This window comes from Neisseria leonii (assembly GCF_028776105.2).
Classification (GTDB): Bacteria; Pseudomonadota; Gammaproteobacteria; order Burkholderiales; family Neisseriaceae; genus Neisseria; species Neisseria leonii.
The window spans coordinates 1,919,009-1,934,164 of the sequence record NZ_CP145606.1; the positions used below are offsets into that span (position 1 = coordinate 1,919,009).

Annotated in this window: 13 protein-coding genes, 2 tRNA genes and 1 rRNA gene; 11 read left to right on the plus strand and 5 right to left on the minus strand. The window is 56.1% G+C overall.

The genetic code is table 11. From position 1 onward, the window contains the following. Positions 1-116: 116 nt before the first annotated feature. The 6 genes from ppk2 to hisF all read left to right on the plus strand — a co-directional run bounded on the left by ppk2 (position 117) and on the right by hisF (position 4,888). Positions 117-1,046 carry a polyphosphate kinase 2 gene (ppk2, locus tag ORY85_RS09240; RefSeq protein WP_274571772.1) on the plus strand — a complete coding sequence of 310 codons (930 nt, stop codon included), beginning with the start codon at positions 117-119 and terminating at the stop codon, positions 1,044-1,046. A 110-nt stretch (positions 1,047-1,156) separates the two neighbouring features. After that, positions 1,157-1,939 (plus strand): enoyl-ACP reductase FabI, encoded by a 783-nt coding sequence (gene fabI, locus ORY85_RS09245; protein WP_274571771.1) that lies wholly within the window; start codon positions 1,157-1,159, stop codon positions 1,937-1,939. Between the two features lie 172 nt (positions 1,940-2,111). Continuing rightward, entirely contained in the window at positions 2,112-2,546 is a 435-nt protein-coding gene (gene mscL / locus ORY85_RS09250; protein WP_274571770.1) for a large conductance mechanosensitive channel protein MscL, read from the plus strand. Between the two features lie 61 nt (positions 2,547-2,607). Beyond that, positions 2,608-3,252 carry an imidazole glycerol phosphate synthase subunit HisH gene (gene hisH, locus ORY85_RS09255; protein WP_274571769.1) on the plus strand — a complete coding sequence of 215 codons (645 nt, stop codon included), beginning with the start codon at positions 2,608-2,610 and terminating at the stop codon, positions 3,250-3,252. A 58-nt stretch (positions 3,253-3,310) separates the two neighbouring features. Continuing rightward, complete coding sequence (gene hisA / locus ORY85_RS09260) at positions 3,311-4,054, plus strand: 1-(5-phosphoribosyl)-5-[(5-phosphoribosylamino)methylideneamino]imidazole-4-carboxamide isomerase (RefSeq protein WP_274571768.1); 744 nt, start codon at positions 3,311-3,313, stop codon at positions 4,052-4,054. Between the two features lie 66 nt (positions 4,055-4,120). Next, on the plus strand, positions 4,121-4,888 hold the full coding sequence (gene hisF / locus ORY85_RS09265; RefSeq protein WP_274571767.1) for an imidazole glycerol phosphate synthase subunit HisF: 768 nt from the start codon (positions 4,121-4,123) through the stop codon (positions 4,886-4,888). A gap of 153 nt (positions 4,889-5,041) precedes the next feature. Here the strand turns inward: hisF and ORY85_RS09270 are convergent, their stop codons facing one another. From ORY85_RS09270 to ORY85_RS09290, 5 genes are all read right to left on the minus strand, one after another. Further along, complete coding sequence (locus tag ORY85_RS09270) at positions 5,042-5,872, minus strand: hypothetical protein (RefSeq protein WP_274571766.1); 831 nt, start codon at positions 5,870-5,872, stop codon at positions 5,042-5,044. 2 nt (positions 5,873-5,874) lie between these two features. Further along, positions 5,875-6,174 (minus strand): hypothetical protein, encoded by a 300-nt coding sequence (locus tag ORY85_RS09275; RefSeq protein WP_274571765.1) that lies wholly within the window; start codon positions 6,172-6,174, stop codon positions 5,875-5,877. A 66-nt stretch (positions 6,175-6,240) separates the two neighbouring features. Then, the gene (locus ORY85_RS09280; RefSeq protein WP_274571764.1) at positions 6,241-8,373 is read right to left on the minus strand and encodes a cation-translocating P-type ATPase; all 2,133 of its coding nucleotides are present in this window, start codon (positions 8,371-8,373) and stop codon (positions 6,241-6,243) included. A 160-nt stretch (positions 8,374-8,533) separates the two neighbouring features. Further along, the gene (locus ORY85_RS09285; protein ID WP_274571763.1) at positions 8,534-9,115 is read right to left on the minus strand and encodes a flavin reductase family protein; all 582 of its coding nucleotides are present in this window, start codon (positions 9,113-9,115) and stop codon (positions 8,534-8,536) included. A gap of 226 nt (positions 9,116-9,341) precedes the next feature. After that, positions 9,342-9,557: a heavy metal-associated domain-containing protein gene (locus tag ORY85_RS09290; protein ID WP_338578025.1), complete on the minus strand. Its 216-nt coding sequence runs from the start codon at positions 9,555-9,557 to the stop codon at positions 9,342-9,344. A gap of 157 nt (positions 9,558-9,714) precedes the next feature. Here ORY85_RS09290 and hemE point away from each other — a divergent pair, with 157 nt between their 5' ends. From hemE to ORY85_RS09315, 5 genes are all read left to right on the plus strand, one after another. After that, entirely contained in the window at positions 9,715-10,776 is a 1,062-nt protein-coding gene (hemE, locus tag ORY85_RS09295) for a uroporphyrinogen decarboxylase (RefSeq protein ID WP_274571762.1), read from the plus strand. A gap of 360 nt (positions 10,777-11,136) precedes the next feature. After that, positions 11,137-12,252, plus strand: coding sequence for an OmpP1/FadL family transporter (locus ORY85_RS09300; RefSeq protein ID WP_274571761.1), 1,116 nt, complete (start codon positions 11,137-11,139; stop codon positions 12,250-12,252). A gap of 876 nt (positions 12,253-13,128) precedes the next feature. After that, positions 13,129-14,669: ribosomal RNA gene (locus tag ORY85_RS09305) — 16S ribosomal RNA — on the plus strand. A 113-nt stretch (positions 14,670-14,782) separates the two neighbouring features. Further along, positions 14,783-14,859: transfer RNA gene (locus ORY85_RS09310), tRNA-Ile, on the plus strand. 17 nt (positions 14,860-14,876) lie between these two features. Next, a tRNA-Ala gene (locus tag ORY85_RS09315) sits at positions 14,877-14,952 on the plus strand. The last annotated feature ends 204 nt before the right edge of the window (positions 14,953-15,156 follow it).

A 15,156-nucleotide genomic window follows, 5' to 3' on the forward strand; every position in this document is an offset into this window, starting at 1 on the left:
GGCGGCAGGTTCGGCCTGACACAATGGATTCATCTAAGTAAAGGGGCTGCCCGACAGATTGGGTCGGGGTACAATAGGCATACCGACAATCTGTCATAATATCGGAAGGAGGAACCGTGAACGAACACCAATTACAGCCGTTTGAAAAAATCGATATTTCCGATCAGCCGGACCGGCTGAAAGTCTTTGAATCGCAGGTGTTGCAGCATGATGGCAGCGTCAGCGGCGAAGATTCCGGCAGTGCGCCGCTGCCCGAGGCCTACCCCTACCGCACACGCATGAGCCGCAAGGTTTATGAGAAAGAAAAGAAAAAGCTGCAAATCGAACTGCTGAAAGTGCAAAGCTGGGTGAAAGATTCGGGCGAGCGCATCGTATCGCTGTTCGAGGGGCGCGATGCGGCGGGCAAGGGCGGTACGATCAAACGCTTTATGGAGCATTTGAACCCGCGCGGCGCGCGCGTGGTGGCCTTGGAAAAACCCACCGAAACCGAAAAAGGCCAATGGTATTTCCAACGCTATATCCAAAACCTGCCCACAGCGGGCGAAATGGTGTTTTTCGACCGCTCATGGTACAACCGCGCCGGTGTCGAGCGTGTGATGGGCTTTTGCGAGCCGCACGAATATCTGCTGTTTATGCGCCAAACGCCCGAATTTGAGCGTATGCTGGTATCCAGCGGCATTCATCTGTTCAAATTCTGGTTTTCCGTCAGCCGGGAAGAGCAGCTGCGCCGCTTTATTTCCCGCCGCGACGATCCGCTGAAACACTGGAAGCTGTCGCCTGTGGATATTCAGTCGCTCGACCGCTGGGACGACTACACCGAAGCGAAAAACGCCATGTTTTTCCACACCCACACGGGCGATGCGCCGTGGACGATTATCAAGTCCGACGACAAAAAACGCGCCCGCCTGAACTGTATCCGCTATTTCCTGCACCAGCTCGATTATCCGGGCAAAGACGCGAAAGCCATCGGCAGGGTGGATCCGCTGATTGTGCGCGTGCCGGGCACACAGTTTACCGACAACAATTTCGATGTGATTGCCGATTAAGACGGCCTGATCCGCACGGCGGGGAACCGAGTGTTTGTTCTAGTCCGCTCGTTTCCCCGCCGGTATTCCGTTATAATGGCGCGGTTTGATTGTGATAAAGGATAAAGATCATGGGTTTTCTGCAAGGTAAAAAAATTCTGATTACCGGCATGATTTCCGAGCGTTCCATTGCCTACGGCATCGCCAAAGCCTGCCGGGAGCAGGGCGCGGAGCTGGCGTTTACCTATGTGGTGGACAAGCTGGAAGAGCGTGTGCGCAAAATGGCGGCCGAATTGGGTTCCGGTCTGGTATTCCGCTGCGATGTGCAGAGCGATGCCGAAATCGAAGCCCTGTTTGCCGGATTGGGGCAGTCTTGGGACGGTTTGGACGGCTTGGTGCACGCGATTGCGTTTGCGCCGCGTGAAGCACTCAACGGCGATTTTCTCGACAGCATCAGCCGCGACGCTTTCCAAACCGCACACGACGTATCCGCTTACAGCCTGCCCGCGCTGGTGAAAGCCGCGCGTCCGATGATGCGCGGCCGTCAGGCCGCCGTGGTGGCCCTGTCGTATTTGGGTGCGGTGCGCGCGGTGCCGAACTACAACGTGATGGGTTTGGCCAAAGCCAGTCTGGAAGCCGCCATCCGCTTTACTGCCGCTTCTGTCGGCCGCGAAGGTATCCGCTGCAACGGTATTTCCGCCGGTCCGATTAAAACGCTGGCGGCCGCCGGTATCGCCGATTTCGGCAAACTGCTCAGTCATGTGGCCGAACAAAATCCGCTGGGCCGCAACGTGACCATCGAAGAAGTCGGCAATACCGCCGCTTTCCTGCTCTCTGATCTGGCTTCGGGCATCACGGGCGAGATTACCTATGTAGACGGCGGTTACAGCGTGTGCGCTTTGAGCGAAGTATAAGTCCGCCAAACGGCAGGCCGTCTGAATCCGTGCGGTACGGCGGCATGGACAAGCCGCCGGTTCTGCTGTAACCTTGCCGCACAACTGATTCCAACAATACCAAGATCGGGCATGGACGGCACGGTTTTCAGGCCGTCCGAAAAATGCCCGTTTCACATTTTTAGGAAAGATTATGTCAATCAAACAAGAATTTAAAGATTTCATCATGCGCGGCAACGTGGTCGATCTGGCCGTCGGTATGGTGGTGGGTACGGCGTTTTCCGGCATCGTGAAATCGCTGGTGGACGATGTAATTATGCCGCCGATCGGCCTGCTGCTGGGCGGTGTGGACTTCTCCAACCTGTTTCTGACGCTCAAAGACGGCGTTCCCGCGCCTGAGGCCGGTTATGCTACATTGGAAGCGGCCAAAGCCGCCGGTGCGGTTACGGTCAATGTCGGCCTGTTTATCAACAGCGTTATCAGCTTTCTGATTATCGCAGCTGCCATTTTTGCCGTGGTCAAAGCCCTCAATGCCTTGAAACGAAAAGAAGAAGTGGCGGAGACTGCGGAAGAGCCGGGCGAAGATGTTCTGCTGCTGCGCGAAATCCGCGATGCTTTGAAGAAATAACAGGGAACAATGCTTTCGGCCGCCTGTTTTCAGACGGCCTTTTTCATACGGGAAGCGCAAGATGAAAGTGGCTGTGGTGGATTACGGCATGGGCAATCTGCATTCGGTGTTCAAATCGGTGCAGGCGGCTCGGCAGAATGCGGGTTTGCAGGCGGACATTATATTGACGGCGCGGGCGGAAGACGTGGCCTCGGCCGATAAAATCGTTTTCCCCGGACAAGGCGCGATGCCCGACTGTATGGCCGCACTCTCGCGCAGCGGTTTGGGCGAAGCCCTGACCGAAGGCTTGAAAAACAAGCCGTTTTTCGGCATTTGCGTGGGCGCGCAGCTGTTGTTCGAGCGGAGTGAAGAGGGCGATACCGACGGTTTGGCTTGGTTTGGCGGACAGGTGAAACGGTTTGCCGCCGGTCTGGCCGACGGGGCGGGCAACAAGTTGAAAGTGCCGCACATGGGTTGGAACCGCGTCCGCCAAACCCGCCCGCACCCGCTGTTTGACGGCATTGGCGACGGCGAACGTTTTTACTTTGTCCACAGCTATTATTTCGCGCCGCAAGATGCACGGATTGTGGTGGGCGAGAGCGATTATCCCGAGCCGTTCGCCTGCGCGGTGGCGCGGGACAATGTGTTTGCCACCCAGTTTCACACCGAAAAAAGCCATCTGGCGGGTTTGCGCCTGCTGCAAAACTTTCTGAACTGGCGGCCCTAGCCGCCGCACGCTTGTGTACAATCCGTTTTCCCCCAACCCAGACAATAGAGAAAAAAAGATGCTGCTGATTCCCGCGATCGATTTGAAAGACGGCCGCTGTGTGCGCCTGAAACAGGGCCTGATGGACGAGGCCACCGTATTTTCCGACCACCCCGCACAGACGGCCGCGCATTGGTATGCACAAGGTGCGCGCCGCCTGCATCTGGTGGATTTGGACGGTGCATTTGCCGGCGAACCGAAAAACTTTCCCGCTATCCGCGAGATTCTGGCCGAAGTGGCGGCGCATATTCCCGTGCAGTTGGGCGGCGGTATCCGCGATTTGGCCACGGTGGAAAAATACCTAGATTTGGGCTTGCGGGACGTGATTATCGGCACGGCGGCGGTAAAAAATCCCGCGTTTGTGCGCGAAGCCTGCCGCGAATTTCCCGGCCGTATCATTGTCGGCCTCGATGCCAAAGACGGCATGGTGGCGGTGGACGGTTGGGCCACGGTAACGGAGCATCATGTCATCGATTTGAGCCGCCGTTTTGAAGACGACGGGGTCAACAGCATCATTTATACCGACATCGGCCGCGACGGCATGATGAGCGGCGTGAATATCGAAGCCACGCAAAAGCTGGCCGAAGCGGTGCGCATTCCGATTATCGCTTCGGGCGGGTTGAGTAGTTTGGACGACATCCGCGCCCTGTGCGCGGCCGAACACAGCGGCATTGCCGGTGCGATTACCGGCCGTGCGATTTATGAAGGCAGCATCGACTTTAAAACGGCGCAGGAGCTGGCCGACCAATTGGGGCGGGCGTAACGCGCCGCCATTTTTGCAGAAACGGTTTGAGGCCGTCTGAAACCCTATCCGGCACGGTATTGAAATATGGCATTGGCAAAACGCATTATTCCCTGTTTGGACGTCGATAACGGCCGCGTGGTCAAAGGCGTGAACTTTGTCGGCCTGCGCGATGCGGGCAATCCGGTCGATGTGGCCAAACGCTACAACGACGAAGGTGCCGACGAATTGACCTTTCTCGACATCACCGCCAGCAGCGACAACCGCGATACCATTCTGCACGTCATCGAGCAGGTGGCCTCGCAGGTGTTTATCCCGCTGACCGTCGGCGGCGGCGTGCGCACGGTGGCCGATGTGCGCCGCCTGCTCAATGCCGGTGCCGACAAAGTGAGCATCAACACGGCAGCGGTGACCCGTCCCGAATTGGTGGACGAAGCTGCGGGTTTTTTCGGTTCGCAGGCGATTGTGGTGGCGGTCGATGCCAAAGCTGTCAATGCAGACAACTCCCGCTGGGAAGTGTTTACCCACGGCGGGCGCCATGCCACGGGGCTGGACGCGGTGGACTGGGCGCGCAATATGCAGGCGTGCGGTGCGGGCGAAATCCTGCTTACCAGCATGGACAGGGACGGCACCAAAACAGGCTTCAATCTGCCGCTGACCCGAGCGGTCAGCCAAGCCGTCGATATTCCCGTGATTGCATCGGGCGGCGTGGGCAATGTGCAGCATTTGGTGGACGGTGTGAAAGAAGGTTTGGCCGATGCCGTTTTGGCGGCCAGTATTTTCCATTTCGGCGAAGTGGGTATCCGCGAAGCCAAGCTGGCGATGCAGGCGGCAGGTATCGAAGTGCGGCTGTAAACAGCAGGCCGTCTGAAATCTGCCGTTCCGCCAACCGCAGCCCGGATTGGAATCGGACAACGGTATGCCGGCTGCAGGTATCTGCCGTGCGGCAGCCGATAAAACAGCAGCGTTTCCGCTTAACGGTAACGCTGCTGTTCATCATCAATAAGGTTATTTCGATTGATCTAATTTCATTTGCAGTATGTCGACTTTGTCGCGGGTCTCTCCGAGTTCCTGTTTCAGCTGCGCTATTTCCTGTGCCATTTCCTGTTTCAGCCGTTCTGCTTTATGTTCGTGGTAGGCAGTTACATCGTTACCCGTATCCACGAACTCTTCATACTTCCGTATCTTTTCCCTCAGGGCCCGGTTTTCGTTTTCCGACTCTTGCAGGGATTCTTGCAGAAGCTTGATTTGGGCTTCACAAGCCTCTACCGCCTTCCTCCATTTGGCATTGCTTTCTTCCCATGCGGTTATTGTCTCCTGATTCCGGGCATCGCGCTCCTCCAATGAGGCCCCGCAATTGTCTACCCATTTCTTCCATGCGGCTTCGCAGTCGTCCCGCCACTTGTGCCACATGGCTTCGTCTTTCTTCCGGGCTTCTTCCACATAGGTTTCCAGACGCTGCCGCTCGGCTTCCAACTCCTGCCTTTCCGCTTCCAGTTTCTGACGTTCGGTTTCCAGTTCCTGACGTTCGGCTTCCAGTTGCTCGGCTTTATCCTTCAATTTGGCTTCCTTGGCCAGTAGCAGGTCGCGGTTTGACCCGCGAAGGCCGAGAAAGAACGTCATAAAGAATCCGAGGATGAAGACCGTAACGGCATCACCGAAAGGGATGTCTTTCGTAAAAAGACTGAGTACGACCAGGGTACTGCCAACACCCATCGGCATATACTGCAACAGCTCCCGAAGTACGTCCTTTCCGGTTCTTTCCTGTTTTTCCAGTTTTTCCTTTTCCATCCGCATCAGTTCCCGAAAACTGACTTTTTCAGGTTTTTCCTTTTCCATTCTCAATCTCCGTCCGTATCGTCGGTGTGGCGGAAGCCGAGCCATACGGGGTGGCGCGGGGCTTCCTTTATCCCGATGTTGAAAAATTTGTATCTGATGACCCGGCCTATCAGTCTGTCGCGCTCCGCCCACAGCTGTTCGCGGTGTGCGGCCGTGAAACCTGTGCCGATTTTGAAACGGATTCCGTTTTCGGTTTCGGCAATCAGGCAGCCGAGTGTTTCGGTTTCGACCAGACCTTCTTTCCTGCTGCTGCGTTTAGTATAGCCCAGCTCGTCGGTTTCGGCTTCATTGCCGTTGTGCATCAGCGGCTCGTAGCCGATACAGACGGCCTCCGCATCGGAAAAGCGTTTCAGTTTGAGCAGCAGGCCTTATCCGATGCGGCGGTGTTTCAGGCGCAGGGCGTTGGCAATGACGGACAGCGAACTGAGCGACATGGCGGCGGCGGCCACCATCGGGTTGAGCCAGCCCAACGCGGCCAGCGGAATGGCGATGATGTTGTAAATGAAAGCGAAAAACAGGTTTTGGCGTATGGTGCGCAGTGTGGCGCGGGCAATCAGCAGCGCGTCGGCCGCCTGATGCAGCGACGGACGCATCAGGGTGGCCGAGGCGCTGTGGACGGCAATGCCGCTGCCGTCGTAGAAGGCAAATCCCGCATCGGCAGCGGTCAGTGCGGGCGCATCGTTGATGCCGTCGCCGATCATGGCGACCCGCCGCCCTTGTGCTTGCAGACGGCGTACGGCATCGGCCTTGCCGCGCGGTGTCATGCCGCCCAGAACCTGCGTGATGCCTGCCTGTGCGGCGGTTTCGGCCGCAGCGGTTTGGCGGTCGCCACTCATCAGATAAATGTCAAACCCCTGTTTTTTCAGACGGCCTACCGCCGCCGCGCTGTCGGGTTTCAGGGTGTCGGCCAGAGCCAGCGCGCCCAAAGGACGGCCGTCGGCCGATACGGCTGCGATGGCGGCGCGCGCCCAAGTGTCGTCTTGACAATCGGTCAGCGGCAGGCCGCAGAAAGCGGGTGTGCCGACGCGCACTTCGCCCCAACCGGCCACCCGGCCGCTGATGCCCGCGCCCGCTTCGGTGTGTATCTGATCCGCGGGCAGCAGGGGAATGCCCCGTTCGGCAGCTGCGGCGGTCAGGGCGCGCGCCAGCGGGTGTGCCGAATGGGCTTCCAGTGAGGCGGCCGTCTGAAACAGTTCGGTTTCGCCGATGCCGTCTGCACACCGCCAACCGGTCAGTTGCGGGCGGCCTTCGGTGAGCGTGCCGGTTTTGTCGAGTACGACGGTATCGATGCGTCCTGCGGCTTCGAGTGCGGGCGCATCTTTAAACCATACGCCCGCCGCTGCGGCTTTGCCCATGCCCGCCATCACGGCGGCCGGTGTCGCCAGCCCCAGTGCGCACGGGCAGGCGATAACGAGAACGGCAGCAGCGTTCATCACCGCAGGCGTGATGTCTTGGCGCAACAGGAAAGTCAGAATAAAGGTGGCCAGCGCAATCAGCAGCACGGCGGGCACGAACACAGCCGCAGCGCGGTCGGCCAAACGTGCCACCGGTGCTTTGCTGTTTTGCGCTTCCGCCAGCACGGCGGCCAAATCGCCCAGCAGGGTTTGGCTGCCCAACTGTTCGGCACGGTAAATCAAACTGCCGTCATTCAGCAGCGCGCCCGCCAGCACGCGGCTGCCCGCGTTTTTTTCGGCGGGCAGCGGCTCGCCCGTCAGATGGCTTTCGTCGCACCAGCCGCCGCCTTCGATAACGGTGCCGTCGGCCGCAATGCGCCCGCCGCTGTGGACACGCAGCCAATCGCCGGTTTGAACTTCGCCGACAGGCAGCCGCTGCCAAGTGCCGCTGCGTTTGACCTCCGCTTCGGGCGGGGTCAGCGTGAGCAGCAGCCCCAAGCTGTTCAGCCCGACACGTTTGGCGCGCTGTTCCAGATATTTGCCCAGCGAAACCAAGCCGATAATCATCACGCCTGTTTCAAAATACAGCTGATGCCCGTTGCCGCCGAGCCATGCCGCCAGCGAGTAGGCGTAAATCACCACAGTACCGATACTGACCAGCACGTCCATATTGGCCGCCCCGTTTTTCACCGCCGCCCATGCGCTGCGGTAAAACGGTATCGCGAAGCCGAACTGTACCGCGCTGGCCATCAGCCATTGCCAAAACGGCGGCAGCATCCATTGATGGCCGCCGGAGAACATGGCCATCATGCCGGGCAGAAACGGCAGCCACAACGCCAGCAGCAGCCACAGGCGCAGCGGCGGTGCGGCCGTTTCATGATCGGGCGGTGCGGCGGCCGGTTCGGCATCAAAACCGCTTTTGCGGATAATGTCCCGTAATGTGTGCTCGTCGGCAGCGGCGGCGTCAAATTCGATTTTGGCTTCTTCGGCGGCGAAACTGACATCGGCGCGGTAAACAAAATCTTTTTTGTTCAGCACTTTTTCAATGCGTGCCGCACAGGCTTGGCAGGTCATGCCGCGGATTCGGAAACGGACGGTGTGGCGCATGGCGGGAAACGGGAGAAGAACAGGGAGAGATGGCCGGCAAACAGTTGTTGCTGGCGTTTTGCAGACGGCCTTGACGGCATGGCATCAGTGGATAAACCGGTATGGATAAAAGTCGGTACACGCTTTCAGACGGCATCAGAGCCGATGTCTGTCTGCCGGATTAAAACGGCAAAACCTTATCCACTTTCAAGCCTTTGCCTGTGATATAAAACTGCCCGCCTGCCACATAATGCAGATTGTGCAGCTCGTCAGGCACACTGTCAAACTGCCAGCGGCCATCTTGAAAGACACGGTCGTCGGCAAATGCAGCCAATACCTCACCGATAAATAAATCATGTCTTTCGTGGTTGTGCGGCTCGGCAATAAGTCTGCATAAAATATAGGCAGAGCATTCCGCCACCAGCGGAATATCAAACCCGTCGGCATAAAACAGCTCCACGCCGTTATCTGTGAGCTTGTTGGGGTTGTCATGGCGACTCTCGCCCATTGCCACCACCAGTTTTGCCTGTTTGGCAAACGGCACTTGCAGAGCAAAATAGCCGCTTTGTTCAATCAAACGGCGGGTAAATGCCGCCTTATCCAAAATAACCGACACTTTGGGATTGGGCAGATAATCCACCACACACGCCCAAGCGGCAGACATCACATTTGCCACACCGCCGTTTTTGGCAGATACCATGACGGTCGGTCCGTGATTGATCAGCCGATAAAACTTATCCAAACCGACAGCTTGTAATGCCATATTTTCTTTCCTCCGTGCCGGAATATGGTTTGTGGTGCGATAAAAGATTTTAGAGTCTGTATAACGTGCCGCCGCAGCCCGGGTAGGCCGGTTTTTCCAATCCGGCATGATCATCAAGCCAAACAGTGCAGAATAATGTTTGGCAATCTGTCATGTGGACAGAGGTTTCGGCGTGCCGCCGCAAGGTCAGGCCGTCTGAATCCGCCGGGCGTTTGCCCGGCGGGTTTTACTGTACGGCGGCATCAAAACCCGCCGCTTCCACCGCTTCGATCAGTATCTGCGGCGATACGGCGGCAGGATCAAATTCGACCGTCGCCAGATGCCGCGCCAAATCGACATCGGCGTGCCGCACACCGGCAATGTCCGTCAAAACACGGGCAACGGCGGCCGAACAGCCGCTGCATGTCATGCCGTGTACGGACAGTATGATGGTCTGCATCATGGAAATCCTTTGCGGGGTGTATCAACAGGCATGAAGTATACCAAATATTGCGCCGGAGAATAAACACCGTCTCCGCTGCTGCGGGCGTGCCCTGCGGTTTCGGGTGCTTTGTGCTATCATCGTGCCGCCGAATAATCCGACAAAGAGAGAATGCCGAATGAAGCCGCTGCAAAACGATACTTTCCTGCGCGCCCTGCTCAAAGAACCGGTCGAATATACACCAATCTGGATGATGCGGCAGGCCGGCCGCTATCTGCCCGAATATCAGGCCACCCGCGCGCGCGCCGGCAGTTTTCTCGATTTGTGCAAAAACACCGAACTGGCCACCGAAGTAACCATTCAGCCGCTGGAACGATTCGATTTGGACGCGGCCATTCTGTTTTCCGACATTCTCACTGTCCCCGACGCCATGGGGTTGGGTCTGTATTTCGCCGAGGGCGAAGGGCCGAAATTCGAACGGCCGCTGCAACACGAAGCCGACATCGCCAAACTGGCCGTACCCGATATGGCAACGCTGCAATATGTATTTGATGCGGTAGCGTCCATCCGCCGTGCGCTGGACGGCCGCGTGCCGCTCATCGGCTTTTCCGGCAGCCCGTTTACGCTTGCCTGCTATATGGTAGAAGGGGCCGGCAGCAAAGAATTCCGCACCATCAAAACCATGATGTATTCGCGCCCCGAACTTTTGCACAAAATCTTAGATGTCAACGCACAGGCCGTTACCGCCTACCTCAACGCCCAAATCGACGCAGGCGCGCAGGCCGTGCAGATTTTCGACACATGGGGCGGCGTATTGAGCGACGCGGCTTTCGAAGCATTCAGCCTGCGCTATATGAAACAGATTTCAGACGGCCTCAAACGCGAAAACGAAGGCCGCCGCGTACCGCTGATTGTGTTTACCAAAGGCGGCGGTCTGTGGCTGGAAAAACTGGCCGGTATCGGTGCCGACGCGCTCGGCTTGGATTGGACGTGCAACATCGGCGAAGCCCGTCGCCGCGTGGGCGGGCAGGTTGCCTTACAGGGCAATTTCGATCCGTCCGCCCTGTTCGGCACTCCCGAAGCCATACGCGCCGAGGCCGCCCGCATCTTGGCTGAATACGGCAGCGGCAGCGGCCATGTGTTCAATCTCGGCCACGGCATCAGCCAGCACGCCGACCCCGAACACGCCAAGATACTGGTCGATGCCGTGCACGAGTTGTCGCGCCCGTACCACCGGTAATCCGTCTGCGGCAAAAAAACCGCAATCCGTCAGGCCGTCTGAAACGCCGTTTGAGTTCGTTTTTAGACGGCCTTGTGCCTTGTACGGCCTGCTCGGACCCGTTCCGTTATCACTGCGGCCTGAAAGCGCAGGCCGCCGCATTTCGGTGCGGACGGCGGCGCGGTTGCGCATTTTTTTTGTTGCAGACTTGCAAACAAACTGCCATTTTGCGTAAAAAATAGTTGTCGAAACCGATAAAAATCAGTACAAATAGGCCGCAGGAAAACAGAGCGGCAGTTCCCGCGCCGGGTGCAGACGGCCGCTTTGCCCGATTCCGCTGCCGCAGGGCAGTATCAAAACCCAGCCATAAGGAGAATAACGATGAAACGTAAAGTAGTGGCCGCATTGCTGATCGGCAGCCCGATTCTGGTACAGGCCGCCGCATTGGAGCGCACACCCCAATCCACTGATTTTATTTTTGACAAAGGCAACCGCGTTGAGGCGGGTATTTCGTTTGTCCGTCCCGACATATCGGGTAAAGCACTCAATCCGCAAACCGGCAAATTCGATGCGGATACCGGCTCGGTTGCCAACAACTTCAATGCCTATGCGCTTCAAGGGAAATTCCAGCTCAATGATGCGCTGTCTCTCGGCCTGAAATACGAACAGCCTTTCGGCATTGATGTGGCGTATGGCGATAAAGCGGGGGTGTCGGCCGGCCTGCGTGCCAAAGCCACCGTACACAACCTGACCGCGCTGGCTGCCTATAAAACCCCTGCAAACATTACCGTTTTCGGCGGCCCGGCTTATCAGCGTTTGGACGGTCATGCCCAAGTTAACGTGCCGGTTTTCGGTACTTACAAACTGGAGCTGCCCACAGACGGCGCATGGGGCTACGTTGCCGGCGCGGCATACGAAAAACCGGAAATCGCCCTGCGCGCGTCATTGACCTACCGTTCGCAAATCAAATACAAAGGCGCAGCCCGCGAAAGTGCCGGCCCCTTAAACAGTACCAACCCCATCGAGCTCAAAATACCGCGTTCGGTTAATGTCAATCTGCAAACGGGTATTGCGCCTAAGACCCTGCTGCTGGCCGGTGTGCGTTGGACCGACTGGTCTAATTTCAAGATCAGCCCGAAAGCCTTCGGTACAGTTGCTAAATCCGATTTGGTAACATACGAAAAAGATTCGTTCCAATACTCGCTCGGTGTCGGCCGCCAGCTGACTGACAAGCTGACCGGTGTCGTGATTGGTACATATGATACCGGTGCAGGCTCTGTTATTTCTCCGCTGGGTCCGACAAACAGAAGTTATACGCTGCAACTGTTGGGCAAATATCAGGTGAACGACAATGTGGATATCGGTCTCGGAGCGCAATACAAACGCTATAAAGACCAAGAAACCACCAGCAAGGCGATGGGCAGAAGCACAGTTGTCGGCCGCTTTGACGGCATGAACGTTTGGGGTGTCGGTGCCCGCGTCGGTGTGAAGTGGTAATACAGCACCGATTGGTTCAATAATCGCCCAAGGCCGTCTGAATCATTAATACAGGCGGTCTTTTACAATCCGGCCGCATACCGGACAAGTCCGGTATTTCGTAAAACCGTGCAAAGAAGCCATAGTAGCCATAGATACTTGATTTAAGCAGGCTTCTTTTTTTGGTGGTGGGGATGGTTTTAAAAATGCGTATGTCGGATACCCGTATCCGGCATTTTCTTTTTTCATTTTGTTTTCAGTCCTTTTTCTTACCTTCTTACCTTCTTACCTTCTTACCTTCTTACCTTCTTACCTTATTTCCTGATTATCCGGCAGTCATAGCAGACCAACCTGCACAGAGGCTGCTGGAGGGGAGATTTTTCGGAGTATAGGTCTTTCTAAAAATAAGCATAAAGAGCCGGGGTTCTGGAAACCGCAAGCCGGCAGCGCCGGAAGGTTTGCCGTCATACGGAGGGGCTGTCCCGAGCCGCCGGGTTTCCGCCTTATGCGCCGGGGGCAGCCCTACCGAAGCGTGCCTAAAAGCCGCGCGACAAAAAAGTCAGACAAAAGGCGCATATAAAAGCCAAATAAAATAGAGACTTGACGGATTGTCTGTCACATATCGGTCAAAAGTCCGGATATAGTGCTTGCATATTTGAGGGGAGGGGCGTATAGTTTGGTCTTCGCTGCTTTGCGGCGGGTTATTTTGGTTTGATTGAAAAAAGATTTTGACTTTTTTAAATTGCGTGCTAAAATAATCGTCTTTGCTCTTTAACAAACAGATTACCGATAAGTGTGAGTGCGCGAGCCTCACACTGCGACAAAAACAGACAGGATAGATTTATTTATCCTTGTCGGTTTCTTTGAAGCAGACCAGAAGTTAAAAAGTTAGAGATTGAACATAAGAGTTTGATCCTGGCTCAGATTGAACGCTGGCGGCATGCTTTACACATGCAAGTCGGACGGCAGCACAGAGAAGCTTGCTTCTTGGGTGGCGAGTGGCGAACGGGTGAGTAACATATTGGAACGTACCGGGTAATGGGGGATAACTAATCGAAAGATTAGCTAATACCGCATACGTCCTGAGGGAGAAAGCGGGGGCTCTTCGGACCTCGCGTTATTCGAGCGGCCAATATCTGATTAGCTGGTTGGTGGGGTAAAGGCCTACCAAGGCGACGATCAGTAGCGGGTCTGAGAGGATGATCCGCCACACTGGGACTGAGACACGGCCCAGACTCCTACGGGAGGCAGCAGTGGGGAATTTTGGACAATGGGGGCAACCCTGATCCAGCCATGCCGCGTGTCTGAAGAAGGCCTTCGGGTTGTAAAGGACTTTTGTCAGGGAAGAAAAGGGCGATGTTAATACCGTTGCCTCATGACGGTACCTGAAGAATAAGCACCGGCTAACTACGTGCCAGCAGCCGCGGTAATACGTAGGGTGCGAGCGTTAATCGGAATTACTGGGCGTAAAGCGGGCGCAGACGGTTTGTTAAGCAGGATGTGAAATCCCCGGGCTCAACCTGGGAACTGCGTTCTGAACTGGCAGGCTAGAGTGTGTCAGAGGGGGGTAGAATTCCACGTGTAGCAGTGAAATGCGTAGAGATGTGGAGGAATACCGATGGCGAAGGCAGCCCCCTGGGATAACACTGACGTTCATGCCCGAAAGCGTGGGTAGCAAACAGGATTAGATACCCTGGTAGTCCACGCCCTAAACGATGTCGATTAGCTGTTGGGGTGCTTGACACCTTAGTAGCGTAGCTAACGCGTGAAATCGACCGCCTGGGGAGTACGGTCGCAAGATTAAAACTCAAAGGAATTGACGGGGACCCGCACAAGCGGTGGATGATGTGGATTAATTCGATGCAACGCGAAGAACCTTACCTGGTCTTGACATGTACGGAAGAACTCAGAGACGAGTTTGTGCCTTCGGGAGCCGTAACACAGGTGCTGCATGGCTGTCGTCAGCTCGTGTCGTGAGATGTTGGGTTAAGTCCCGCAACGAGCGCAACCCTTGTCATTAGTTGCCATCATTTGGTTGGGCACTCTAATGAGACTGCCGGTGACAAACCGGAGGAAGGTGGGGATGACGTCAAGTCCTCATGGCCCTTATGACCAGGGCTTCACACGTCATACAATGGTCGGTACAGAGGGTAGCCAAGCCGCGAGGCGGAGCCAATCCCACAAAACCGATCGTAGTCCGGATTGCACTCTGCAACTCGAGTGCATGAAGTCGGAATCGCTAGTAATCGCAGGTCAGCATACTGCGGTGAATACGTTCCCGGGTCTTGTACACACCGCCCGTCACACCATGGGAGTGGGGGATACCAGAAGCAGATAGGGTAACCGCAAGGGGCCCGTTTGCCACGGTATGTTTCATGACTGGGGTGAAGTCGTAACAAGGTAGCCGTAGGGGAACCTGCGGCTGGATCACCTCCTTTCTAGAGAAAAGAAGAGGCTCGGGCACCCACACTTATCGGTAATCAGAGAATGCGGAAGAAGCAGGCCGTCTGAAAGAGTATCATTGATGATGACCGGTTTCTTTACAGGACATGGGTTTGTAGCTCAGGTGGTTAGAGCACACGCTTGATAAGCGTGGGGTCGTAGGTTCAAGTCCTACCAGACCCACCATCATACAGCAAGACACTGGGGGCATAGCTCAGTTGGTAGAGCACCTGCTTTGCAAGCAGGGGGTCATCGGTTCGATCCCGTTTGCCTCCACCACAAGCCTGCCGGATACAGACTTTACAAATCAAAGAAAGCTGCTAGAATGCGCAGCTTGCTTTTATTTGCGAAGTTGAAAAAACACCGCATCGATCTTTAACAAATTGGAAAGCCGAAATCAACAAACAAAGACACTGTCTGATTTGGTTTGAAATACTGATGCAACAGTATTTCAGGCGTAAAACAAATCGGAACAGAATTTGG

What these genes read in the sequence shown, in the direction of transcription:
- fabI (WP_274571771.1), top strand. Translation starts at nt 1,157, where the DNA reads ATGGGTTTTCTGCAAGGTAAAAAAATTCTGATTACCGGCATGATTTCC.
- mscL (WP_274571770.1), top strand. Translation starts at nt 2,112, where the DNA reads ATGTCAATCAAACAAGAATTTAAAGATTTCATCATGCGCGGCAACGTG.
- hisH (WP_274571769.1), top strand. Translation starts at nt 2,608, where the DNA reads ATGAAAGTGGCTGTGGTGGATTACGGCATGGGCAATCTGCATTCGGTG.
- hisA (WP_274571768.1), top strand. Translation starts at nt 3,311, where the DNA reads ATGCTGCTGATTCCCGCGATCGATTTGAAAGACGGCCGCTGTGTGCGC.
- hisF (WP_274571767.1), top strand. Translation starts at nt 4,121, where the DNA reads ATGGCATTGGCAAAACGCATTATTCCCTGTTTGGACGTCGATAACGGC.
- ORY85_RS09270 (WP_274571766.1), bottom strand. Translation starts at nt 5,872, where the DNA reads ATGGAAAAGGAAAAACCTGAAAAAGTCAGTTTTCGGGAACTGATGCGG.
- ORY85_RS09275 (WP_274571765.1), bottom strand. Translation starts at nt 6,174, where the DNA reads ATGCACAACGGCAATGAAGCCGAAACCGACGAGCTGGGCTATACTAAA.
- ORY85_RS09280 (WP_274571764.1), bottom strand. Translation starts at nt 8,373, where the DNA reads ATGCGCCACACCGTCCGTTTCCGAATCCGCGGCATGACCTGCCAAGCC.
- ORY85_RS09285 (WP_274571763.1), bottom strand. Translation starts at nt 9,115, where the DNA reads ATGGCATTACAAGCTGTCGGTTTGGATAAGTTTTATCGGCTGATCAAT.
- ORY85_RS09290 (WP_338578025.1), bottom strand. Translation starts at nt 9,557, where the DNA reads ATGATGCAGACCATCATACTGTCCGTACACGGCATGACATGCAGCGGC.
- hemE (WP_274571762.1), top strand. Translation starts at nt 9,715, where the DNA reads ATGAAGCCGCTGCAAAACGATACTTTCCTGCGCGCCCTGCTCAAAGAA.
- ORY85_RS09300 (WP_274571761.1), top strand. Translation starts at nt 11,137, where the DNA reads ATGAAACGTAAAGTAGTGGCCGCATTGCTGATCGGCAGCCCGATTCTG.